This window comes from Bacillus sp. SRB_8, assembly GCF_003264205.1.
Lineage (GTDB): Bacteria > Bacillota > Bacilli > Bacillales > Bacillaceae_G > Bacillus_A > Bacillus_A mycoides.
The window spans coordinates 117128-141856 of sequence record NZ_NADT01000004.1; the positions used below are offsets into that span (position 1 = coordinate 117128).

Genomic DNA, 24729 nt, shown 5'->3' on the forward strand with positions numbered 1-24729 from the left:
AATATGAAAAAAGACCATCCTATTTCTTTTGAAATGAGGGTGGTCTTTTTGGTTTCTATTTTTCTAAACCAAGTGCCTTATTATTACGGTCAATAATACGTTGTAAATTCGTCTCATATAAAGGAACTTCATCTACTGTTAGCTGAGATGATGTTAACTTTGGAGTGAATTGTTGCAACGTTTTTAAAAGGCGCATCATTAAATCTTGCACTGTAATTGTTTCGCCAAGTAATTCAGATAGTGAAGCCATCGTACTCGGTACAATTTCAGGATACGTAAATCTTGTTTCTTCGCCTTGAATTGCTACGTTGTAAAAATCACGAACGAGTGCGGCACGCTCAGATCCGCTTCCTGTCGCACATAAGTAAATTTGTACAGCAACGCCTCCGCGAATACGACGCTGAGAAATACCAGCAAATTTTTGATTGCGAATGCTCAAATCGTAGCTACCAGGACAATAAGAACCAACAATTTCTTTTGCTTCGATAGTAACATCGTAATCTTTTAACATTTCCTTAATTAAATGCCACATCGTATCGTATCCAAGATCGATATCGATACCCTTTTCTGTTTCTTGGAATAAAAGTGATACGTTTAAAACACCTTCATCAAGTACGACAGCAAGTCCACCAGAATTACGAACGATAACATTGAAGTCGTTTTCTTTTAAAAAGGAAATCCCTTCTTCTAAATGTGGTAGGCGTGAATCTTGAATGCCAAGAACAATTGTATTGTGATGAACCCAAGAGCGCATTGTTGCAGCGGATAGACCATTTCCAATACTTGTGCATAACGTGTCATCCATTGCGAATGACTGAAGTGCATGGAAAGTTGGTCCTAAACTAGACTGATCTACAATACGCCACTCTGGCTGAGATAAAATCGAACGGGAATTGCTCATATAACTAACCCCTTATTTTTAAAATGACAATCTCTATTATAGCAAAAAATGTAGAAAGGGGTTTTCTCATATATAAAGGGAAGTTTAGAGGTGAAAGAATAAAAAGGATGCATTGCATGCATCCTTTTTATTCTGCAATTTTTTCTAAGTTACCGTTTCGATCCATGCGGAAAGATGTTTGTGAGCGTTCCTCATCATCCATTACTGCTAATTTACGAGCACGGTTCATAATATTCATAAGTGTTTCGTAATCCTCTTGTACAGTATGAGATTGTTGTTCTAATTTTTCTAGTTTCTTTTCTAGTTCTTCATTTCGCAGGATTTGCGTTTTAATTTCTTGTTTCAATCTCGTATTCTCGTTTTCAAGAGCTGTTACTTTTATATTTGAAGATCCAACTGTTTGTAAAAAGTAAATAACATCTTGCATTGTTATTGAGCTTTTTGGAGCAGGGACAGTCGGCTTTTGATATGGAGTAGCTTCTGTATATTGAACAGCTGTTTCATACGGTACGTGTTCTTCATAATCAGTTATCGCCGCCGCTGAAGCTGGTGGTGTGTAAAGCAAACGTTTTTTTGTCTGTTCACCGCCCGCAGCACGCATTTTATCTTTACGATGTTTTTTTGCTAGTTGAAGAGCTTGTTCATAGCTATAGCGAACAACAGCATTCCAGCGGAAACCACAAGCAGCAGATGTGCGATTTAACTGATCTCCTACTTCTTCAAAAGCATTTAATTGAGTACTTCCTTCTCGAACATGGCGAAGCACCGTTTCAGCAAGCAATAAATCGTCCTCGTCTGTCCAAGCATCTTGTCTTACTTTCATAGATTCAACTCCCTTTCTTTTTATGAACTTCCTATTTTTATAATGGACAAAAAAATGAGCTTTTATACAAAGCTTTTAAAAATATGGTAGATTTCAATGAAGAGAAGAAAAGTGGCTATGAATGATGAAAGCTTTTGAAGGAGAAAATATAAAAAATAGGTAGCTTTATATAGGAATAGAGCTACGCCCGGAGACTTGCAACAAGCTTCAAAGAGCGGTAAAATACCATTTAGTGTTTATTTTTAAATGTACTTGTGAAAAGTTTAAAATAGAGGAAGTGTTATATATAATGGGAAACGAATTTCGTGTGTGTGATGATTGTCAGGCAACGAACGTTAAAACGTTGATTCCGAAGTTAAAAAAAGTAGATTCATGTGCAACGATTGAGGTTGCATGTCAGTCTTACTGTGGCCCTGGTCGTAAAAAATCATTCGCGTTTGTAAATAATCGTCCAGTTGCGGCTCCAACAGAAGACGAATTAATTGTAAAAATTGAAGCAAAATTAAATAAGTAAGAAAAAGAAGAGTGAACAGATTACTCTTCTTTTTTTATGTCCATAAGATAGCGTTTTGTATGAATTCGTATTTCAAAATAATGGTTGACAGTCTTTTGACGTGGTAGGTAGAATAGAAAGTGTCTGATTCTGAGAATCATTATCATGAAAAAGTCAATTCACCTAATTTTTTTATTATTATTTGAGAATAAATTTCATTTTATTAAATATATGTTGTTGGTTAGGGTGGTTGAGGGATGGAAGCGAGCGCAAGGAGTATAGAACAGCAAGATGTGAATGTTAAAGAGATTAAGAGCAGACCACTCGTTGCTTCTATTATTTTAATAGCAGGCACAATTTTGTTAGCTTTAAGTATGGCAGTTTCTATTTCGTTTGGTGCAGCAGATATTAGTTTAAAGACCGTTTGGCAAGCTGTATTTCAGTTTGATGGTTCCATAACGCACCATAACGTAATTCAAGAACTTCGCATGCCTAGAGCAATAGGGGGCGTAGTTGCAGGTGCTTTTTTAGCGGTATCAGGTGCAATTATGCAAGGTATGACACGAAATCCACTTGCATCTCCATCGTTAATGGGGATTACAGATGGTGCTGTATTCGGAATTGCAATTATGTATGCATTCTTCCCTAATTCACCTTATTTAATGTTTGTTATCGCATCTTTTATTGGAGCTGCGTTTGGAGCGAGCATTGTATATGGTATTGGGTCTTCTTCACCAGGTGGATTAACGCCTGTAAAATTAGCTTTAGCAGGTGCAGCAATTAGTGCTTTATTAGGGGCAATTTCATCTGGAATTGCATTGTATTTCAACCTTGCCCAAGAGGTAAGTATGTGGAATGCAGGCGGTGTTGCCGGAGTGAAATGGCAAAGTATTAATATGTTAGTACCGATTGGTCTTGTTTGTCTCGTTATAGCAATTATGATGTCGAGATATATCACAATTTTAAGCTTTGGTGAAGAAATTGCGATTGGACTTGGTCAAAATACGACATTAATTAAATTTATCGGAACAGTACTTGTTCTTGTATTAACAGGTTCTGCGGTTTCTATGGCAGGATCAGTTGGATTTGTTGGACTTGTAATTCCGCATATGACTCGTTTCCTTGTAGGCTCAGATTATAGATGGGTTATTCCATGTTCTGCGGTCTTAGGTGGATTGCTAATTGAATGTGCAGATATGTTATCTCGCGTTATTAATCCACCATTTGAAACGCCAATTGGAGCAATTACAGCGCTAATTGGGGTGCCATTCTTCCTCTACTTAGCACGTAATGAAGGGAGAGGAAAGATGTGAGGACGAGCGTCTTAACAAAAAAGAACGTTTCTATTTTAACGATTTTAGTAGGATTAATTGTTGCTGTATTTTTAATAAGTTTAAATACAGGAACATTTAAAATTCCTCCAATAGATGTATTAAAGTCACTAGTTGGATTGGGTGCAGAAGATCAATCTGTTATTTTATTTGAATTTCGTATGCCGCGTATGGTTATTGCTATATTAGTTGGTTCTGCATTAGCTATGTCAGGTGCAATTTTGCAAGGGCTATCACGAAACCCACTTGCTGATCCAGGTATTATAGGTATTAACGCCGGAGCGGGATTAACAGTTGTTGTATTCGTCTACTTTTTCTTTGGAAAAGTTGGAACTGGTACATTTTTATCTGTATTTATCCTTCCATTCTTCGCGCTAGTTGGTGCGATATTAGCAGCGGTTATTATTTATTTACTAGCATGGAAAGACGGTGTTTCATCAACTCGATTAATTCTTGTTGGTATCGCTGTTGCAGCCGGATTTGGTGCGGTTAGTTTAATTTTCTCTATGAAGATGACATCTAACGACTTCCGTTTTGCAACGATTTGGTTGGCAGGAAGTTTATGGGGAACAGATTGGAAGTTCGTACTAAGTGTACTCCCATGGATGATTATTTTCTTACCACTTGCCATTAGTAAAGCGCACATATTAAATGTAATGAATTTAGGCGACTCTACAGCAGTTGGCCTTGGTGTAAACGTAGAAAAGGAAAGACGTAAATTATTATTTATTGCAGTTTGTTTAGCTGGTGCATCTGTTGCGGTGGCGGGAGGCATTGGTTTTATCGGTTTAATGGCTCCGCATTTAGCGAGACGCCTCGTTGGTGGTAAACATCAAATTATGTTACCAACGGCTGCATTAATAGGAACGTTCTTGCTTTTATTTGCAGATGTAATTTCAAGAAGTGTGTTACCAACTTCAGAAATACCGGTCGGTCTTGTTATTTCTGTAATTGGCGCACCATATTTCATATATTTACTTATGAGGACAAAATAAAGGGAGGCTTTTTGTATGGCAACTTTAGCAGTTGATGCGGTATCTGTTGGGTATAATGAAGGGTTAATTATAGATGGATTAACAGTTGAAATTCCGGAAGGACAAATTACAACGATTATTGGACCAAATGGTTGTGGGAAATCCACATTATTAAAAACGGCTTCTCGTATTTTGAAAGCAAAACGAGGTACTGTTTATCTTGATGGAAAAGCAATTGAGAAACAGCCAACGAAAGAAATCGCAAAGAAAATGGCGATTTTACCACAAACTGCAGAAGTGCCAACAGGCCTTACTGTGTTTGAACTTGTTTCATATGGACGTTTTCCTCATCAAAAAGGATTTGGAACATTGAAAGAAGAGGATTATCGCTACATTCATTGGGCACTTGAAGTGACGGGGATGACAGAATTCGCAAATCGTCCAGCAGAAGCTTTATCAGGTGGTCAACGTCAACGTGTATGGATTGCGATGGCTCTTGCACAAGGAACAGATTTACTTGTGTTAGATGAACCAACAACATACTTAGATATGGCTCATCAACTTGAGGTATTAAACTTACTGAAGAAGTTAAACAAAGAAGAAGGCAGAACGATTGTTATGGTTATTCACGATTTAAATCATGCTTCTCGTTTCTCTGATCATATGATTGCATTAAAAGCAGGTAAGTTAATGAAACAAGGAACGCCAGATGAAGTTATGACGAGTGAAACACTTCGTAACGTATTTGAGATTGAAGCGCAAATCGTTCCATGTCCAGTAAACTGTAAACCAATTTGTTTAACATACGATTTAGCGATGATTAATAATCAATTGCGTAAAAAAGCATAATTAATAGAATTTCCCCCTCTTAAAGAGGTGAGAGGGGGAGTTCTAATGGACGTTGAGCTTCTTACCCACGGATGGGAAGTTGAACGCCCGTTAGAACGGGTTATAAACAACAATTAATAAAAATATATTAATTAAATGTTGTTTCGTTTCTTATAGTTACATGCAAATTATAAGAGAAATACAGCTAGAAGGAGTCGGAATATGAAGAATTTTAAAATGGCACTATTAGCAATGGTACTAGTTGTTACTTCTGTACTATTTGCAGCTTGTTCTAACAAAGAAGAAGAAAAGAAAGCAGATGCGAAAACTGAAGAGCGCACTGTACAACACGCAAAAGGGGAAATTAAAATTCCTGCAAATCCAAAGAAAATTGCTGACCTTAGTGGTTCAACAGAAGAATTATTAATTTTCGGTATGAAACCGATTATTACTGCAAATACAACACAAGAAAAAATTGATTCACATATTGAGAAGAAATTGAAAGATGTAAAACCGGTTGGTTCTGCGTGGGGCGATAAAATTAACATCGAAGCAGTGGCTGCTGCAAAACCAGATTTAATTATTGTAAACAATCGTCAAGAAAAGATTTATGATCAATTATCTAAAATTGCACCAACAGTTATGTTAAAAACTCCATTAGACCAATGGCGTCCAAAATTCGAAGAAGTAGGTCAAATCTTCGGTAAAGAGAAAGAAACAAAAGAATGGTTCAAAAAGTATGATGAAAAAGCAAGCAAATTACATGACAAAATCGTTGCTAAAACTGGCGATGCAACATTCATGAAAATGGCTGCATATCCAAATGCATTCCGTGTATACGGTGACTACGGTTACGGTAGCGTAATCTTTGGTGATTTAAAATTACCAGCAGTTAAAGGTACACCAACTGATAAACCGTTAGTACAAATACAAAAAGAAGCTTTAATTGATTACAACCCAGATTACTTATTCGTATTTACAACTGGTGACGGTTCTCAGCGTCTAAAAGAATTCCAAGAAGAATCAATTTGGAGAAATATGAACGCTGTTAAAAACAACCATGTATTTACAATCAGTAATGAAGATGTAAACAAAGGATACTTCCCACTAGGTAAAGAAATGATCCTAGACGAAGTTACTGAGTTCATTTTAGGAAAATAATATATAAAGAAAAATCACCTTTGCTTTGGTAAAGGTGATTTTTCTTTATATAACAGGAATTAATATAGTCTTTCATTTCTTTCTGTTTCCTATATCGTTTATAATATATAGTAAGAATGCAGTAAAGAAAGGGGGATGTCGGAAAGTGGTATATTTAAACGACAAACTCAGCGAAACAAAAGTGTTTAAAGACCCAGTACATAAATATGTACACGTGCGTGATCGTGTTATTTGGGATTTAATCGGAACGAAAGAATTTCAACGCTTGCGCCGTATTAAGCAGCTTGGTACGACATTTTTTACATTTCACGGTGCAGAGCATAGTCGCTTTACTCATTCGTTAGGTGTATATGAAATTATTCGTCGTATGATTGATGATGTGTTTGATGGCAGACCGAACTGGAATGCTGAAGATAGATTGTTATGTTTATGTGCGTCATTACTTCATGATGTCGGTCACGGCCCATTTTCTCACTCGTTTGAAAAAGTATTTTCGTTAGATCATGAGAAATTTACGCAAAAGATTATCGTTGGTGATACGGAAATTAATCGTGTGTTAAGCCGTGTGGATAAGGATTTCCCGCAAAAGGTAGCAGATGTAATTGCGAAAACATCTACTAATAAATTAGCGATTAGTATGATTTCGAGCCAAATTGATGCCGATCGTATGGATTATTTATTAAGAGATGCATATTTTACTGGTGTAAAGTATGGGAACTTTGATATGGAACGTATACTGCGTGTCATGCGCCCGTACGGTAATCAAGTTGTCATTAAAAATAGTGGTATGCATGCTGTAGAGCATTATATTATGAGCCGTTATCAAATGTATTGGCAAGTATATTTTCATCCGGTAACACGTAGTGCAGAAGTAATTTTAACGAAGATTTTACACCGAGCTAAATCGTTGCATGAGAAGTATTATGCGTTTAAAAATCATCCTGTTCATTTCTATTCTTTATTTGAAGAAGAAGTAACAGTAGAGGATTATTTAAAGCTAGACGAGAACGTAATGTATTATTACTTCCAAGTATGGCAAGAGGAAGAAGATCCGATTTTAAGTGACTTATGCCGTCGTTTTATGAATCGAAATCTATTTAAATATGTGGAGTTTACAGATAAGCACGGTTTAGATAATTGGCTGGAGCTAAGTAGCTTATTTAAAAAAATTGGACTAGACCCAGAGTATTATTTAGTTGTTGATTCAACATCAGACTTACCGTATGACTTTTACCGCGCAGGAGAAGAAGAAGAGCGTCTGCCAATCTTACTTCTTATGCCGAACGGGGAACTTAGAGAGCTTTCGCGTGAATCGGATATTGTTGAGGCGATTACAGGTAAGAAGCGAACGGATCAAAAGCTATTCTATCCGCATGATTTAATCTATGAAGATGGAAGAAAAGGAAAATATAAAGAGAGAATTATCGAGTTGTTAGAAGGAAAGAAATAAGAAGCAGCTAAGAGCTGCTTCTTATGAAAAAACTTGAAATTATTTGTCGCTTAAGCGTTTTCCGCCAACTGCATAATGGTTTTTAGACATTTCTTCGATGAAAACAACGATGTTTTCTTCAGGAGCACCAGTTGTTTCGCTTACTGCTGCTGTTACTTTCTCAGCAAGAGCTTTCTTTTGTTCTTCTGTGCGTCCTTCTAGCATTTTCACTGTTACGTATGGCATATATAATCGCTCCTTTTATGTAAGTTACACTCTTATTATAGCGGATTATGAGGAAGAACAATCGGAAAAACAAATAATTTCTTTTTTTGACATATTGAAGAGGAGATGAAGTATGGATCAGTTATTTAGATACCCATTGCAACAAATTCCGTTGGTAGCAATGGCGATTATTATTGCGCTATCTGTGCATGAATTTGCACATGCGTATGTTGCATATAAATTTGGAGACGATACAGCGAAAAAGCAAGGGCGTTTAACGTTATCACCGATGGCTCATTTAGATCCTATCGGTATGATTGCTGTATTAATTCTTGGATTCGGTTGGGCAAGACCCGTGCCTGTTAACCCATATAACTTTAAAAGACCGCGTCTTGCAGGAATATTAGTTTCTATTGCGGGACCGATAAGTAATCTTATCTTAAGTGCAATTGGTTTAATTATTTGGTATAGCTTAATAACATTTGGTGTGTTAGATGCGATGCCACTTGCAGTAGCAGATACGCTGGATCAATTTTTCCAAATTTTTATTATGCTTAATATTGTTTTACTTGTATTTAATTTATTACCAATCCCGCCACTTGATGGTTATCGCGTTGTGGAAGATTTAGCACCAGCAAATATTCGTGCGAAAATGACACAGTATGAAAAGTATGGATCAATTGCGTTATTAATTCTTGTTATTACACCGCTTAGCAATTACACAATTCAACCTATTTTCAATGTTGTTATTCCATATGTATTAGTATTTTTACAAAATATCATTGCGCCTATTTTCAGGCTTTTTTAATCATTAAGCGAGGAGGAGTTTACATATGACAGAGAAAAAGAAAAAAATCGGTTTTAATATCGTGAAAAATGATTCAACAGATGGACATGGTGGTTTTGGCGTTGGGGCATTAAGTTTAGAAAATATTTCTCCTGTATTTGTTGATGTATTAGAGAAAACTGCGTTCGTTGATATCGGTGCGATGCATGCGCGTAGTACAGTAGAAAAAGGAATTAAGTTTTTAACAAATAAAGATGAAGTTCCAAACGGAAAACCGTTTTGGCTTGTTTGGGTAACAATTGAAAGAACACCAAACGGTGCTTATTACGCAGGTGCAACAGCCTGTGAAATGACAGTTGATCGTGAAATTCGCCGCGGATATAAATCACTTCCAGAGCATGTAAATAAAATGGATAAATCACTAAAGCGTCACATCATGATTGATCATATGGATGAATCATCTAAAAAAGTACTTGGTACATTCTTAAAAGAGCATAATGAAGCAATTTGGAACGAATCTAGTGAAGAATTGCGCCACGCATTATTAGGCGAATAAAAATAGCTGACGGATTTCCGTCAGCTATTTTTTTACCACGGGAGATATTTTTTCCACCAACCCGTCTTTTTCTTCTCTTCACTAACCTTTTCGAACTCTTCCTTATCATCAACGTGATCCATACAATACTCTGTTGGCTCTGTACCTTTTGCGAAATACATTTTCACAGAAATGGGACAATTTTTTGTAGCAATCTTACCGTTTTCAGGATTAACATCGACTGCAACAACATCTGCTGGTTGTTTGAACTCTTGTTTAGGCTGTCCATCTAATCCTTTTTCCATTGTATCGGTCCATATTTTTTTTGCGTATCCTTGTTCTGCTACGTTTGAAATGGATTTAGGTTGATCGTATCCAATCCAAACCCCTGTTACGAGCTGCGGGGTAAATCCAATCATCCAACTATCAGTTTCTGTAGAACCAGACTTTCCAGCATATGTTCTTGATAGTTTTGATAACATCGATTGACCGGTCACAGCGGCATAACTGCTTAGTTTTTTATTAAACATGCCTGCCATCATTTCTTCCATCACAAAGGCTTTGCTTTTATCTAGAACTTGTTTACTTTCTAAATGAGCGTCGTATAGCATATTTCCTTCATGATCAACGATGCGCCTTATAAAGATTGGTTTTACTTCTTTCCCGCCGTTTGCAAACATGCTATAAGCATTGACCATTTCAATTGGTTTTACAGGAGATGTGCCGAGAGCAAGAGACGGAACATCTTTTAATGCGCTAGTAATACCGAATTGCTTTGCTGTTTTTGTAAGAATGTCTTCGCCTAAAAATAGATTTGTCTTCACAGCATATACGTTATCAGAAACAGCGAGTGCTTGTGCCATTGTCACAAAGTCGTCTGCATAATAGTTTTTATAATTTTTCGGTTTATATTTGGAAACACCGTCACCTAAAGTGAATACAGTGTATTCGCTTTTTAAGCGTGTGGCAGGGGTGAATCCTCGTTCTAAGGCTGCATAATATAAGAACGGCTTAAATGTAGACCCGGGCTGACGAGCGGCTTGTGTAGCCCTGTTAAATTGACTCGTATTATAATCAGTTCCACCAACAAGGGCAGCCACTTCACCCGTTTTTGGATTCATAGAGACGAGGGCAGTTTGGATGTTTGTTGTTTCAGGTATATGATTTTTTACAGCTTGCTCTGCTACAGATTGTAATTTAGGGTCTAGCGTTGTATAAATACGTAAGCCACCTCGCTGTAAGGCTTGCTCATCTAATCCGATATCACGAAGAAGAGAAGCTTGTACAGCATCTTGGAAATAAGGCGCGACCTCTGCCACTTTTTTCGTATCTAATGAGGCGAAAGTTAGCGGTTCCTTTTTTGCCGAGGCAGCTTGCTGTTTTGTAATATAACCTTGTTCTACCATTTCATCTAGTATGAGAGATTGACGCCCTTTAGCACGCTCTTCTTTTAAAAAGGGAGAGTAGAAGCTAGGTCCTTTCGGAATGCCTGCGAGCATACTAGCTTCCGCTAATGTTAATTCTTTTGCAGTTTTATCGAAATACAGGCGAGAAGCAGCTTCGATTCCGTAAGCACCATGCCCGTAATAAATTGTATTTAAATATCCTTCTAAAATATGATTTTTATTATAGTTCACTTCAAGGCGAACGGTATACATTGCCTCTAATAGTTTACGCTTCCACGTTTTATCATGATCTAAGTATAGGTTACGAGCATACTGTTGTGTAATAGTACTAGCACCTTGTACTTTTGCCATTGCTTTTAAATCGGCAACAATGGCACCAACAATGCGCTTTATATCAAATCCATGATGTTTGTAGAATCGTTGATCTTCAATAGATAGTGTTGCCTCTTTTACATAAGGAGAAATTTCATCAAGAGATACATTATAGCGCTTTTGTGTTTCATTACTTTGCCCTATAACAGTGTCATCATTAGCGTAAAAGACACTCGTTTGCGGCACTGCAACAGGGGGAGGCCCCATAATTTTTGCAGCTATAATGATAATAAAAAAGGAAAAAACGAAAAAAAGAACACAAGAAAACATTACGGTGAAGAAAAGACGTTTATATTTTTTAAGTTTTGGATTCATAGTTTGATCCATCTTTTTCAGCCCCTCATTAATACAAGCATTATTGTATTAGTATTGAGGGTTTTCGTTTATTTTAAACAATGAAATTTTGAAAACAAAAAAGCCCCTTCAATTAAGAAAGGAGCTCAAAGGCACGTGCTGGCCAATCGGTAATGATGACATCTACACCATAGTCAATCATAGTTTGTAAATCTTTATATTCATTAATGGTGTAAGGACGAAAAACGTATCCTTGCCCCTGTGCTAATTGGACAAACTCTTTCGTTAATAATTGAAAGTTTGGATGTAATCCAGTCGCCTCGCGCCTTTTTGCTTCAGCAATAGGATCTGCAAGTGGTGTATCGTACAAAATCGCTCTTGGAATTTCTGGAGCAATTTCTGCTAATAATGAAACGGAATCGTGGTTAAATGATGAAAATGCAATTTGATTGGATAGATGATATTCACGAACAAGAGCAACAACTTTTTCTTCAATATTTGGATAATGAAGAACATCTGTTTTTAATTCAATGTTAAGTTGTAAATTTGTTGTAGAGAGCCAAATAAATACTTCTCGTAATGTTGGGATTTTCGCCTCATGGAAAGAAGGATCTTTATGGCTACCAGCATCTAAAGCTTGTAATTCCTCTACAGTTTTCTCAGAAACAAGTCCCACGCCATTTGTTGTGCGGTCCACCGTTTCATCATGAATAACAACTAGTTCACCATCTTTTGATAGATGAACATCAAGTTCAATTCCGTGAGCCCCAATGCGTTCAGCCTCTTGGAAGGCAATCATCGTATTTTCTGGGTGTGTTCCTTTTAACCCGCGATGAGCGAAAATAAGTGGTTTATTCATGTGGAAATCTCCTTATCATCTCTTTTCTTTCATTATGAAACTGCTTTGAGAAAAATACAATTCATATGACAAACATTTACAAAAGTATAACAGTTGCACAAAAGTTAACGTTAACGTAAAATGTAATAATCAGTGAAGGGAGGAATACACATGTATAAAATTGATGAAGTAACAAAGCAAGTTGGTTTAACAAAGCGTACACTTCGTTATTATGAGGAAATTGGTTTAATTCATCCCCCAGAACGCAGTGAAGGGAACATTCGCCTGTATACAGACGAGGACATTGCGAGAATTAAAAGGATTGTGGAAGCGAAAGAAGTACTAGGAATTACGCTTCAAGAAATGCAACATTTCTTATCGTTAAAAGAAAGAATGGAACAAAGAAGAAATAGTGAGAATCCGCGTGACCGTGAAGTGATTCAAGAAATTAAAGAGATGCTTGAAAAACAAGTGCAAACGTTAGACGAAAAAATGGAGCAGATGCAGCGTGTTAAGGCAGAGCTAGAGGATAGTTTAAGCCGTGCAGTTACATTTTTAGAGAATACAAAAGGAGAGTAATCAAAATGGAGAGCAAACAAAAATTAGGGAGATTGATTACAGTGGTGGCTACCTTCCTTGCCTTTTCAGGTATAGGAGTAGTCGACCCAATTTTACCAAGTATTGCTGAACAAATTGGTGCTTCGCATTGGCAAGTCGAGATGTTATTTACAGCATATATTTTAACGATGGCAATTATGATGTTACCAGCTGGAATATTTGCATCAAGATTTGGTGATAAACGAATGATGACGATCGGTCTTGCGATTGTAACTGTATTTGCATTTATATGTGGTATATCGCAAACGATTGCTCAATTATCTCTTTTCCGCGCGGGGTGGGGATTAGGAAATGCGATGTTCTTCGCAACGGCGATGACATTATTAATTGCATTAAGTAAAGAAGTTCATGAAGCGGTAGGATTATATGAAGCAGCTATCGGTTTAGGGATGGCAGGTGGCCCATTGTTAGGTGGTATATTAGGTGGACATTCTTGGCGTTACCCATTTTTTGCGACGAGTATTTTAATTTCTTTAGCATTTATTTTAGTTTTCTTTTTTGTAAAAGAACCGGAGCGAAAAGTGAAGCGTAAAGCGGCAGGCGTAGGAGAATTACTTAACCTGGTGAAGTATAAACCGTTTATGCAAGGTGCTATTTCGGGAATGTTATACTACTACGGATTTTTCGTCGTGTTAGCATATTCACCACTTATTATGCATTTATCTGCTATTCAATTAGGATTTGTATTTTGCGGATGGGGATTAGCATTAGCTTACGGATCAGCAATTTTAGCGCATAAGCTAGAAGGTAAATATGAACCAAAAACATTGTTAAAAGGTAGTTTACTCGTATTTGCGATTTTCTTAATTGCACTATTCTTCGTTAAAATTATGTGGTTACAAATCGTGTTAATCGTTCTATCAGGATTAGCATCAGGCTTAAATAACGCGTTATTTACAAGTTATGTAATGGATATTTCACCTTATGAAAGATCTGTTACATCAGGTGTTTATAACTTCGTTCGTTGGTTAGGAGGCGCGATTGCTCCAATTTTATCAGGAGTCATCGGTCATACAGTTTCACCACAAAGTCCGTTTTTAGTCGGTGGAATTGTTGTGTTAGTTGGTTGCGTAATGATCTTAATTCCGATTCGTAAACCGGTAGAAATAGAGACAAAAACCCTTTCTTAAGAAAGGGTTTTCTTTCCTATTACAGAGCAATCCCTTTTCACATATATGTTAGAACCCTCTGACTAAAATATATTTTCGGTATTTTTGTACTTTTAACTATACTTTTTGGATGTTTTGTTTTATTTTTGTTAGGGGACATTAATGATGTCCCTATTATAAATTTGCATTGAAAGGCGTGATTGTACGATGGAACTATGGTTCACTGAAAAGCAAACAAAGCATTTTGGAATTACGGCGCGTATTAACCGCACATTACATACGGAGCAAACAGAATTCCAAAAACTTGATATGGTTGAAACGGAAGAGTTCGGAAACATGCTTATTTTAGATGGCATGGTTATGACAACAGAAAAGGACGAGTTCGTTTATCATGAAATGGTAGCGCACGTACCTTTATTTACACATCCAAACCCTGAAAACGTATTAGTAGTAGGTGGTGGCGATGGTGGTGTTATTCGTGAAGTATTAAAACACCCAAGCGTAAAGAAAGCAACTCTTGTTGAAATTGATGGAAAAGTAATTGAGTACTCTAAACAATACTTACCATCAATTGCAGGCGCATTAGATGATGAGCGTGTAGAAGTAAAAGTAGGAGACGGTTTCCTACACATCGCAGAAAGCGAAAATGAATATGACGTAATTATGGTAGATTCTACTGAGCCAGTAGGCCCAGCAGTAAACCTATTTACAAAAGGCTTCTACGCTGGAATTTCTAAAGCGTTAAAAGAAGATGGTATTTTCGTTGCTCAAACGGACAACCCTTGGTTTACACCAGAACTAATTACAACTGTGTTTAAAGACGTAAAAGAGATTTTCCCAATTACTCGTCTATACACAGCAAACATTCCGACGTATCCAAGTGGACTTTGGACGTTCACAATCGGATCTAAAAAACATGATCCATTAGAAGTAAGTGAAGAGCGTTTCCATGAAATCGAAACGAAATATTACACAAAAGAATTACACAATGCAGCATTCGCATTACCGAAATTTGTTGGCGATTTAATTAAGTAAGAGCGTTAAATTGAAATAAATAAAGTGTAAGTAACTCATTTAAGGTGTTTGTCTAGAAGGCTTGAACATGCTAGTTACTTACACTGCTACAAATGAAGTAGTCTTCTTGTGATAACAAGAAGGCCCAGGTAAATCGAGAAAGAGGAGCAATGCGCTCCAAATTTGAGAAATAGTGAAAGGTTGGGATACCTTAAGTTCCACATAAGGAGGAAAAGAATATGCGTTTTGATGAAGCTTATTCAGGTAAAGTATTTATTAAAAGTCATCCAAGTTTTGAAGAGTCAGAGGCAGTTATTTACGGGATGCCTATGGATTGGACAGTAAGTTTCCGTCCAGGATCTCGCTTTGGCCCTGCACGTATTCGTGAAGTATCAATCGGTCTTGAAGAATATAGTCCGTATTTAGATCGTGAACTAGAAGAGGTAAAATATTTTGATGCGGGTGATATCCCATTACCATTTGGGAATCCACAGCGCAGCATAGACATGATTGAAGAATATGTAACAAAACTATTAGATGCCGGTAAGTTTCCACTAGGTCTCGGCGGAGAGCACTTAGTGTCTTGGCCAATTTTTAAGGCAATGGCAAAAAAATATCCGGATTTAGCAATCATCCATATGGATGCTCATACTGACTTACGTGAGTCATATGAGGGAGAGCCTTTATCCCACTCTACACCAATTCGTAAAGTGTGCGATTTAATTGGTCCGGAAAACGTATATTCTTTCGGTATTCGTTCTGGAATGAAGGAAGAATTCGAATGGGCAAAAGAAGTAGGTATGAACTTATATAAATTTGACGTATTAGAACCGTTAAAGGAAGTATTACCGAAACTTGCAGGACGCCCAGTCTATGTCACAATTGACATCGACGTATTAGACCCAGCTCACGCTCCTGGAACAGGAACATTAGAAGCTGGAGGTATCACATCTAAAGAACTATTAGAGTCCATCGTAGCAATTGCAAATTCAAATATAAAAGTAGTCGGAGCAGACTTAGTAGAAGTAGCTCCAGTCTACGATCATAGTGATCAAACACCAATCGCAGCAAGCAAATTCGTGCGGGAAATGCTGCTCGGTTGGGTTAAATAAAAGCGTAGGCAGCTCGCTCAGAATCGCAGGTCATTGGAACGCTCGACCAAGAAGCGCTTTTGGCTTCGAACGAGAGTGTGAAATGGCCGGGGATTCTAGCTGCTGTAGCTGGATAAAATAAAAGCGCAAGCGGCTCGCTCAGAATGTGAGGGGGATGGAGCTTCAGACGTAGAGGCGTTTTTTGCCTCGAAGGAAGAAGCGAAGCCACCGATCATTCTAGCCGCTGTAGCTGGATAAAGTAAAAGTGAAGCCGACTCAAAAAGTGTTTTGAGCCGGCTTCTTTTATTAATAGGTAGGTTATTATTGTCTTATTTAGTAGTTAAGTCGATATCCTTTGTCGAAACGTCGATATATGCGGAGTTGTGTTCAATATAATTTCACTTACCGTCATGCGACATAAAAAAGAGCTATTCTCAAACGATGAGAATAGCTCCCTTTCTTTACGCAACTTTCTCTTCCGAAGTAATTCCGCGAATTTCATCAGCAGAACGGATTGGATATTTGCGGAACACAATGGAACCGACGTATCCAATAATAGTGGTAACGATTCCACATAATACGGCAGCAATCGTTACTTTTATTACATCATTAAATCCGAACAGTACGAGAAGTCCTGGAATTGGTGATGCTGTCCCTGGTGCATTATTAACGAGCTGGAATAGCGACGTAATAATACCGGCAAGCGCACCGCCAACAAAGTTTGTCATATAGATAGGAATTGGATTTGCTGAGACAACATCGGCCTGTGTTAACGGCTCGATTGCCACGGCGATTGTATCTTTCTTTGAACAGATTTTTAGTCGTTTAAAGAAAATGAAGTTCATTGGGGCAGAAGCTGCTACGGCAAGACTACCAATTGCCATTGGTAAACCAGTTAATCCAAGCATTGCAGTTAGTGCCATAGAACTTAATGGAGATGTAGAAATAACTGTTATTAATCCACCAAGCATAATACCCATAATGATAGGACTTTCTGTAGTCGCAACTGAAATCATAGAACCGATTTTACCGAGTGTTGCGTTAACGAGTGGATCCATAAGCATGGCCATTCCACGTGAAATTGGTGCGGCAATACATAGAATTGCTAAAAATTCTACACCAGCTGGTAATTTCTTTTCGAGAAATTTCACGACGAAAGCACAAACGTATCCAGCGAAAAATCCTGGTAAAATACCGAATCCACTAGTAGCTATACCGATTAAAACAGCGTATACGGGTGAGACACCGATTGCTAATGCGACTAAAATTGCCGCTGCGACACCGCTCATGCTACCAGAAGCTACTCCTACTGATTGTAAAAAGTCATTATGAAACATTTCTCCACCAATATAACGGTGAAATGCTTCAATAAGAAAACTTGCGATTGCTGCATTAGCTAAAGCGCCCATTGCTTTCATTCCGTAAGGCGCACGGTAACTGAAAAGTGTAAATAGACAAAGTACAACAAGTAATAGTGCTAAACCTTGCAAGATAGCCATTTGAAAATTGTCTCCTTTGATTTTTGTAATAAAAATTTGTATCATTCAATAATAATATAAAAGTTTGTTAAACGGAAAAAATTTTTATTGGGAAATTGCTGTAAGGTGAAAAACTCTTACAATAATGTAAGGAAAGTGTAAGGCATTTCGATAGAGTATAGTATGCCTTTTTTCGTATAATACAGGTATAGACATACGGCTAGTGAGAAAGAAGTGCAAACAGGAGGCGCATTTATGAAATTGGTAATTAAAGTTTTAGCTGTGTTCGCCATTATTTTAGGTGGAACAGCATATTATTTAAACACGAAAACAGAAGGTGTGCATGCTTTTGTAGACAACTTCTTTTCAAATAAAGAAATACAAGATTATTATGCTGTTATAGATAAAAGTGAGAAAAAAGACGATGAATATTTGTATACATTTAAAGGGTATACAGAAGATGGAAAGCTACAAGTTATTAAAAGAATGGTGAACCGTGAATTGCATACGGGTGCTTTTATAAAAATTTATGCAAAAGGTATGCAGGGAAAAGGATGGGCTGAAATCTCGAAAGAATCAATCCCGCAAAAAGCGTTGCAAAAAATAGAAAAACCATAAAAGGAGCGAATCGTTCGCTCCTTTTTTAGTGCGTTAAAATGGTGATAGCTGAACTTTCTTTATTAGAAATGATTTTTGCCCTTCCGCCAATTGGGAAAGTAAAAATAGGAGTTGTATGTCCGAAACTTGTATTTGCAATGATAGGTATATGTGTAAGTTCAGGCTTTGAAGCAATCATTTCTTGAATGTCTTCTATCGTACATTCTGCTCCTTTTTGCATTCGTCCTATAACAATGCCTTTTACATGTTCAAAGTCAGGTTGATGCATAAGAGAATGTAAATATCGATCAAAAGTTTTTAGGGTAGATTTTCCTGTTAAACTATCCTCTTCAAGAAATAAAATTTTGCCCTGTAAGCTTGGCATATATGGTGTACCTTGCAGTAAATTAAATGTGCTCATATTGCCACCAATAATATCTCCCATCGCTTCCCCTTCTTGAATTGAAACATATCCTTCATTTTTAATAAATTCTCGATTTTCTTGATCCATATACCAAGAGTCATCGCTCCAAGTTTCAGCTGGTAGTATTTCAATAGGTTCATGAGAAGTTAAGCACTTTAAAAAGTAATCGGTCGTATAATCGAGCCCTTTCTCCATTCCAAATGAAGAGAAGTGAGGACCTGAATATGTAACTAAGCCTGTTTTAGCATAAATCGCGTTACTTAAAGCGGTAATATCAGAATAACCGCAGAAAATTTTCGGATTTTCTCGAATTAAATCATAATCGAGATGTTTCAATAAACCATTAGAGTTGTATCCGCCAAGTGTCGTCAAAATGGCTTTTACATTAGGATCTCTAAATGCTTCGTGGAGGTCTTGAACTCGTGAAGAAATAGAAGAGGAAGCGAATCGATCTATCTCATCAGCATATTTTGAGAATGTAACTTGAAAGCCTATGTCGGTTAATCTTTTTATAGCAAGGTCTCTGTTTTCATTTGAGACAATACTTGAACTACAAGATGGTGAAATAACCCTTATTTCATCACCTTTTTTTAATTTTGTTGGTAGCACCAAATTCCCCCCTTTAAATGAAAGAATATTTAGATTTAAAAAATATTTTAACATATGAAATAAAGTGAAGGTGAATTATTTTTTGAAAAGGAGTTTTCCTGATTTTTCAGCAGACAGACAGAGTCTTTTTTTGATATGATAGGAAAAGTGATTTATTATAAGTAGTATTTAATATCTATAACATTTGAAGGGTGTGCAAGACGTGAAGAAACAACTTGCAGGCTTGCCGGTACACGTTCATTTCGTAACAGAAATCCGTGAAGGGGCGAGGAAGGAAACCGTTGCTTTTGAAGCAAATGGTCAATACTATGTAAAAGGTCAAGGTACATATATAACATTCCAAGAGCCGAACGAACAAGGCGAAGTGAAAACAATTATTAAAATTCAAGATGAACAAGTTCTCATTATGCGTTCAGGTGCTATTTCTATGCGTCAGACGCATGTGAAAGGTGAATGGACAACTGGTACGTATACGAGTGAACTTGGTACGTTTGCATTGCAAACGAAAACTGATAACGTTCTTTTTAAATGGTCGGATGAAAAGAAAAAAGGACAACTCTTCTTAACGTACGCATTGCTTCTAAGTGAACAAGAAGCTGGCAGATATACAATTACACTTAATTTGAAGGAGGCAAAATAATGAATTCTTTAGAACAAGTAAAAGGATTGATTAAAGAAGAAATTCAAGCTGCTGTATTAAAGGCAGAACTAGCGACAGAAGAACAAATTCCAAACGTTGTATTAGAATCTCCAAAAGATAAAACAAATGGTGACTTCTCTACAAATATGGCAATGCAACTTGCACGCGTTGCGAAAAAAGCACCTCGTATGATTGCAGAAGACTTAGTTGCAAACTTCGATAAAGCAAAAGCTTCTATTGAAAAAATTGAAATCGCTGGTCCTGGTTTCATTAACTTCTACATGGATAATAGCTACTTAACAGACTTAATCCCAACAATCGTCAACGCTGGTGAAGCATACGGTGAAACGAATACTGGTAAAGGTGAAAAAGTACAAATTGAGTTCGTATCTGCGAATCCAACAGGTGATCTTCACTTAGGACATGCACGTGGTGCGGCAGTAGGTGACACTTTATGTAACGTATTAGCAAAAGCAGGATATGATGTATCTCGTGAGTACTACATTAATGATGCTGGTAACCAAATTCATAACTTAGCTCTTTCTGTTGAAGCTCGTTACATGCAAGCTTTAGGTTTAGAGAAAGAAATGCCAGAAGACGGTTACCATGGTGCGGACATCATTGGAATCGGTAAACGCTTAGCTGAAGAGTTTGGCGATCGTTATGCAAAAGCTGATGCAGAAGAAAGTTATGAATTCTATCGTTCATACGGTTTAAAATATGAGTTAGCAAAACTTCAAAAAGACTTAGAAAGCTTCCGTGTTAACTTCGATGTGTGGTTCTCAGAAACATCATTATACAAAAACGGAAAAATTGATCAAGCTCTTGCTGTATTAAAAGAGCGTGATGAAATCTTTGAAGAAGGCGGAGCAACTTGGTTCCGTTCAATGACTTATGGTGACGATAAAAACCGTGTATTAATTAAAAACGACGGTTCTTACACATACTTAACGCCAGATATCGCTTACCACCGTGATAAATTAGAGCGTGGTTTTGATAAGCTAATCAACATTTGGGGTGCTGACCACCACGGTTACATTCCTCGTATGAAAGCTGCTATTCAAGCGCTAGGTTACGATAAAGAAACACTTGAAGTAGAAATCATCCAAATGGTACAACTGTACCAAAATGGTGAAAAAATGAAGATGAGTAAGCGTACAGGTAAAGCAGTTACACTTCGTGAGCTTATGGAAGAAGTAGGCGTGGACGCAATGCGTTACTTCTTCGCAATGCGTAGCGGTGATTCTCATTTAGACTTTGATATGGACTTAGCTGTATCAAAATCTAATGAAAACCCAGTATACTATGCACAATATGCTCATGCTCGCGTATGCAGTATCCTTCGTCAAGGTGAAGAGTTAGGATTAGCTACAGGCGGAGACGTGAATTACAAACTTGTTACTTCTGAGAAAGAAGTAGAGTTACTGAAAAAACTTGGTGAATTCCCAGCTGTAGTTGCGGATGCAGCGCAAAAACGTCTGCCACACCGCATTACAAGCTATGCATTTGAATTAGCAGCAGCATTACACAGCTTCTACAATGCAGAAAAAGTATTAAACCAAGATAACTTAGAATTAAGTAAAGCTCGTTACGAATTAATGAAAGCAGTACGCACTACACTTCAAAATGCATTAGCAATCGTAGGAGTATCTGCACCAGAAAAAATGTAATAGACAAAAGAAAAGATACTTATTTTTGTTTAGAAGTGATATACAAGTTGATATAAAGACATCTGATCAGTCTATACACTGATTAGATGTCAAAGAAAGAAGATCAACGAAAAGACGTATGGGGAAGAACCTCACGTACGTCTTGATGAGGGTAAACTGAAATAAAAAAGAGATGGCAGAGCTGTCTCTTTTTTTTATTTCAGTTTTCTAATATAAATACATGTGACAAATATATGTTATGGTGATGAAGTGAAAATAGTAAAATACCAATTAACTATTGATTTTTAGGAACGATTCTAGAATAATAGACTGTTGGGGGTAAAATTATCAAAAATCCATATATGTATTATTAGTTGGTGGAATGTTACTAGGAAATGGTGTGATTGTTGTAAAAAACATTGTTACAGCTATGCCAAATACTAAAATAACAATTCATCTAACCAATTAGTAATTAATCTTGAAAACTTCCAGCTTAGTCAAGAAACTAGGGGGATATGTTTAAAATAGTACATATAGTACAATTGAAGTTTTCATGATTTGATAAAAAATAATGAAAGGATATAAATCTCTCGGTTTTGATATTATCATCATATATAAGCTCATTTTAATTCTTCGACATAGCCATGGAACCCATTAGGCAAAGTGTTTTTTCTCGACACTCATTTATATACTCCAAAAATGAAAAGGCTGAATTTTGTATTTCTATGCGATTTACATGAAATCAGTTGACAATCATACTCTTTTTTAGTTACCCCCAAATTCGGTCCACTGTATTCAAATTTGGAGAATATGACTATCATCTTGCATAGGCAAACAATACTTCATCCAGAGCGTTTTTAATTATATAATGCTGGCGGTGGAACGCTTCTTGTTCTACTTGTTTCGGTGTGTAGGTCGGCTGTGTAACTAAACACAAAAGGTTTTAACATATGGCCAATTTCACCGCAACTTATAATGGCAGAAAACGCATCTTCAATAACATCTTTTAGAATACGAGTATCCAAGTATGTTTCACAGTTCGAACTTTCCTTGGCTGATATGCTAATTTCGATTATAGATGGTACTTCTTGTTATTCTTTAGGAGGATAAGTAAGGAAGTTGACCAAATGAATATTTACTGTGAAGTAGCTAGGCCATACTTATCGGTAACGAATTTTTCTGTATTTATAGGGCAAACGTTTGCGCTGAATATGAAGAAATTTCGAGAACTCTACGGCATAATAAGACGAAAGACTGTTATGAGTTTTATCGTGAGTGCTTTTCGAACTGTCTTCTTCTGACTTTAAAGTTATTCTATGGTCCGTTCATGTGTACTTGTAATTTGAATTTCTTTATCAAAATTTGTCCTGTATCTGTTTTTGTTAAACAGTATATACGAGAAATGAAATGTCAGGGGAATTAGACGAATCTATATAAGAGCCAAACTGCAAGTTTCTAAGTAATAGAAGGATTGAAAAAGAGAAAAAGATGATAATAGCTGTCAAACATATTTTAGTAAATTGGCTTAATGACATTGAATTGTAGAACCTTTGTTATAGTATGCTTGTACCAGGATCTATCTATTTTTAATTTTATAGGAGGATAACATAAAATATGTATTTAAAAAGAGTTACTTCGATTTTTTCGATTATAATGATTTTCATGTTTACTATAGGTCAGAGTTTGCTACCTATAGTAGCAAATGCACAAGAACTAAACACAGCAGGACTTGTGGATAGTTTTCAGATTGGTAAAACAAATCTAAGTACCACAGAACGGACTAAAGTCACTGTAAACTTCAGTGAAAAAGATGGACTTAGTCTGAAGCCTGGAGACACACTAACATTAACACTGCCTCCAGAATTAAAAGGATTAGATAGGGAGTTTCCATTAGATGACTATGGTACTTGTAAAGTCACTGCAGGTACTGTGGTATGTACATTTAATGATAAAGTGAGCACATATGAAAATATTCAAGGGTATTTAAACTTTTTCGTGGAAGCCACTAATGTAGGAACGGATCAAAAGAAAGAGATTGAAACCAATTTCGGTACAACTGTAGATAAGCAGTCTGTAACAATTACCGGTCCAAGTAGTGGCGGTGGCACAGATCCTGGAAAGCCACCGTTTTTTTATAAAACTGGTGATATGAACTCAGGTAAGGACAATGAAGTACGTTGGTTCTTGAATATAAATTTAAATAAAGAAGAGTTAAGTCGTGATATTGTTGTGACTGATAATTTACAGGAAGGTCAAACACTTAATAAGGATAGTTTCTATATAAGTGTAGATAATTACCTAGGTAATCGATATTTAACGCTACAAGAGTTTGAACAGCAAGGTTACGGAACGATTACCTTTACTGGTGACAGATCATTTAAAGTTGTGCTTAATAAGGATAAAGCGGGTCTTGCTGCCTTTTCGATTGGTTATACATCTACTATAACGGAAGCCGGAAAGAAGCAAGAGTTTTTTAAGAATGATTATACGATTGATTACCAAGTTCTAAACGAAGAACCAGTTAATGAATCGGGTAGTCACCCAGTCGAAAATATGACAGCTGGCGGTGGTGCTACTGGTAACAAGGTTCCAAAAGGAAAGCTGAAAATTGTTAAGCATATTGAAGGAAATAAAGAAAAAGTAATTCCGAATGTTTCGTTTAAGTTGTATAAAGAGTCTGGTGAACAAGTTGGGGGCGAATATAAAACAAATGAAAAAGGGGTAGTTGAAACTCCTCAATTATCACCAGGTAAATATTATGTACAAGAGGCTTCAGCTCCAGACTATATTGATTTCGATCCTCAGAAAAAAGTAGAGTTTGAAATAAAATCAGATGATGAAAATGGAGTCGAACTGGATATTCCAAATAAAGTGAAAGCTACATCTGTTTCAGGAACGAAGATGTGGAATGACAACAACAATAAGTTTGGTAAACGCCCAGAAAGCATCACGGTTCAATTGCTTCAAAATGGTAAAGAGTTTAACAAGCAAGAAGTGAAAGCTGATAAAGAAGGCAACTGGAATTTCAGCTTTAAAGATCTACCAAAGTACGATGGACAAGGAAATGCGTACACGTACACGGTAAGTGAAGTAAAAGTAAACG

At 36.8% G+C, this 24729-nt stretch carries 23 protein-coding genes; 16 read left to right on the forward strand and 7 right to left on the reverse strand.

Annotation, left to right across the window (positions count from 1 at the left end; translation table 11 throughout):
- Nucleotides 1-55: 55 nt before the first annotated feature.
- Nucleotides 56-901 carry an octanoyl-[GcvH]:protein N-octanoyltransferase gene (lipL, locus tag B5P40_RS02755; protein ID WP_002034931.1) on the reverse strand — a complete coding sequence of 282 codons (846 nt, stop codon included), beginning with the start codon at nucleotides 899-901 and terminating at the stop codon, nucleotides 56-58.
- Nucleotides 902-1028: 127 nt separating this feature from the next.
- Nucleotides 1029-1724, reverse strand: a complete 696-nt coding sequence (locus B5P40_RS02760) for an RsfA family transcriptional regulator (protein WP_002016365.1) — start codon at nucleotides 1722-1724, stop codon at nucleotides 1029-1031.
- A gap of 289 nt (nucleotides 1725-2013) precedes the next feature.
- Between B5P40_RS02760 and B5P40_RS02765 the strand changes: the two genes are divergently transcribed.
- From B5P40_RS02765 to B5P40_RS02790, 6 genes are all read left to right on the forward strand, one after another.
- On the forward strand, nucleotides 2014-2238 hold the full coding sequence (locus tag B5P40_RS02765; protein WP_000526075.1) for a YuzB family protein: 225 nt from the start codon (nucleotides 2014-2016) through the stop codon (nucleotides 2236-2238).
- 236 nt (nucleotides 2239-2474) lie between these two features.
- Nucleotides 2475-3530, forward strand: a complete 1056-nt coding sequence (locus B5P40_RS02770) for a FecCD family ABC transporter permease (RefSeq protein WP_002113119.1) — start codon at nucleotides 2475-2477, stop codon at nucleotides 3528-3530.
- Complete coding sequence (locus B5P40_RS02775; protein WP_002130107.1) at nucleotides 3527-4543, forward strand: FecCD family ABC transporter permease; 1017 nt, start codon at nucleotides 3527-3529, stop codon at nucleotides 4541-4543. Before B5P40_RS02770 ends, B5P40_RS02775 begins: the two co-directional genes overlap by 4 nt.
- A 15-nt stretch (nucleotides 4544-4558) precedes the next feature.
- The gene (locus tag B5P40_RS02780; protein ID WP_000212073.1) at nucleotides 4559-5371 is read left to right on the forward strand and encodes an ABC transporter ATP-binding protein; all 813 of its coding nucleotides are present in this window, start codon (nucleotides 4559-4561) and stop codon (nucleotides 5369-5371) included.
- A gap of 201 nt (nucleotides 5372-5572) precedes the next feature.
- Nucleotides 5573-6511, forward strand: coding sequence for an ABC transporter substrate-binding protein (locus tag B5P40_RS02785; RefSeq protein WP_113708807.1), 939 nt, complete (start codon nucleotides 5573-5575; stop codon nucleotides 6509-6511).
- A 145-nt stretch (nucleotides 6512-6656) separates the two neighbouring features.
- The gene (locus B5P40_RS02790; protein ID WP_113708808.1) at nucleotides 6657-7961 is read left to right on the forward strand and encodes an HD domain-containing protein; all 1305 of its coding nucleotides are present in this window, start codon (nucleotides 6657-6659) and stop codon (nucleotides 7959-7961) included.
- Nucleotides 7962-8000: 39 nt separating this feature from the next.
- Here B5P40_RS02790 and B5P40_RS02795 read toward each other — a convergent pair whose 3' ends face one another.
- A complete protein-coding gene (locus B5P40_RS02795; protein WP_001147171.1) occupies nucleotides 8001-8186 on the reverse strand; it encodes a 2-hydroxymuconate tautomerase in 186 nt (61 codons plus the stop codon).
- Between the two features lie 112 nt (nucleotides 8187-8298).
- Between B5P40_RS02795 and B5P40_RS02800 the strand changes: the two genes are divergently transcribed.
- Complete coding sequence (locus B5P40_RS02800) at nucleotides 8299-8973, forward strand: site-2 protease family protein (RefSeq protein WP_002016358.1); 675 nt, start codon at nucleotides 8299-8301, stop codon at nucleotides 8971-8973.
- Nucleotides 8974-8998: 25 nt separating this feature from the next.
- Nucleotides 8999-9508: a YwhD family protein gene (locus B5P40_RS02805; RefSeq protein ID WP_002016357.1), complete on the forward strand. Its 510-nt coding sequence runs from the start codon at nucleotides 8999-9001 to the stop codon at nucleotides 9506-9508.
- Between the two features lie 32 nt (nucleotides 9509-9540).
- Here the strand turns inward: B5P40_RS02805 and B5P40_RS02810 are convergent, their stop codons facing one another.
- Nucleotides 9541-11592, reverse strand: coding sequence for a transglycosylase domain-containing protein (locus B5P40_RS02810; protein ID WP_002068524.1), 2052 nt, complete (start codon nucleotides 11590-11592; stop codon nucleotides 9541-9543).
- A gap of 100 nt (nucleotides 11593-11692) precedes the next feature.
- On the reverse strand, nucleotides 11693-12418 hold the full coding sequence (locus tag B5P40_RS02815) for a glycerophosphodiester phosphodiesterase (protein ID WP_113708809.1): 726 nt from the start codon (nucleotides 12416-12418) through the stop codon (nucleotides 11693-11695).
- A gap of 150 nt (nucleotides 12419-12568) precedes the next feature.
- On the opposite strand from B5P40_RS02815, the gene B5P40_RS02820 reads away from it, so the two are divergent.
- The 4 genes from B5P40_RS02820 (at nucleotide 12569) to speB (ending at nucleotide 16250) form a co-directional block, all read left to right on the forward strand.
- A complete protein-coding gene (locus B5P40_RS02820; protein WP_002016353.1) occupies nucleotides 12569-12976 on the forward strand; it encodes a MerR family transcriptional regulator in 408 nt (135 codons plus the stop codon).
- A gap of 5 nt (nucleotides 12977-12981) precedes the next feature.
- On the forward strand, nucleotides 12982-14145 hold the full coding sequence (locus tag B5P40_RS02825; protein WP_002016352.1) for an MFS transporter: 1164 nt from the start codon (nucleotides 12982-12984) through the stop codon (nucleotides 14143-14145).
- A 186-nt stretch (nucleotides 14146-14331) separates the two neighbouring features.
- Nucleotides 14332-15159, forward strand: a complete 828-nt coding sequence (speE, locus tag B5P40_RS02830) for a polyamine aminopropyltransferase (protein ID WP_000424693.1) — start codon at nucleotides 14332-14334, stop codon at nucleotides 15157-15159.
- 218 nt (nucleotides 15160-15377) lie between these two features.
- Nucleotides 15378-16250: an agmatinase gene (gene speB, locus B5P40_RS02835; RefSeq protein ID WP_002016350.1), complete on the forward strand. Its 873-nt coding sequence runs from the start codon at nucleotides 15378-15380 to the stop codon at nucleotides 16248-16250.
- A gap of 440 nt (nucleotides 16251-16690) precedes the next feature.
- Here the strand turns inward: speB and B5P40_RS02845 are convergent, their stop codons facing one another.
- Nucleotides 16691-17728, reverse strand: coding sequence for a PTS sugar transporter subunit IIC (locus B5P40_RS02845; RefSeq protein WP_002191307.1), 1038 nt, complete (start codon nucleotides 17726-17728; stop codon nucleotides 16691-16693).
- 234 nt (nucleotides 17729-17962) lie between these two features.
- On the opposite strand from B5P40_RS02845, the gene B5P40_RS02850 reads away from it, so the two are divergent.
- The gene (locus B5P40_RS02850) at nucleotides 17963-18325 is read left to right on the forward strand and encodes a YxeA family protein (protein WP_002130097.1); all 363 of its coding nucleotides are present in this window, start codon (nucleotides 17963-17965) and stop codon (nucleotides 18323-18325) included.
- A 25-nt stretch (nucleotides 18326-18350) separates the two neighbouring features.
- Here B5P40_RS02850 and B5P40_RS02855 read toward each other — a convergent pair whose 3' ends face one another.
- On the reverse strand, nucleotides 18351-19391 hold the full coding sequence (locus B5P40_RS02855; protein ID WP_181462927.1) for a S66 family peptidase: 1041 nt from the start codon (nucleotides 19389-19391) through the stop codon (nucleotides 18351-18353).
- 148 nt (nucleotides 19392-19539) lie between these two features.
- On the opposite strand from B5P40_RS02855, the gene B5P40_RS02860 reads away from it, so the two are divergent.
- The 3 genes from B5P40_RS02860 to B5P40_RS02870 all read left to right on the forward strand — a co-directional run.
- The gene (locus B5P40_RS02860) at nucleotides 19540-19977 is read left to right on the forward strand and encodes a YwiB family protein (protein WP_002089794.1); all 438 of its coding nucleotides are present in this window, start codon (nucleotides 19540-19542) and stop codon (nucleotides 19975-19977) included.
- A complete protein-coding gene (gene argS, locus B5P40_RS02865; protein ID WP_002184507.1) occupies nucleotides 19977-21647 on the forward strand; it encodes an arginine--tRNA ligase in 1671 nt (556 codons plus the stop codon). Before B5P40_RS02860 ends, argS begins: the two co-directional genes overlap by 1 nt.
- Nucleotides 21648-23240: 1593 nt before the next feature.
- Nucleotides 23241-24729, forward strand: a 1489-nt coding sequence (locus B5P40_RS02870) for a collagen binding domain-containing protein (protein ID WP_142936355.1), incomplete at its 3' end; no start/stop codon positions are given.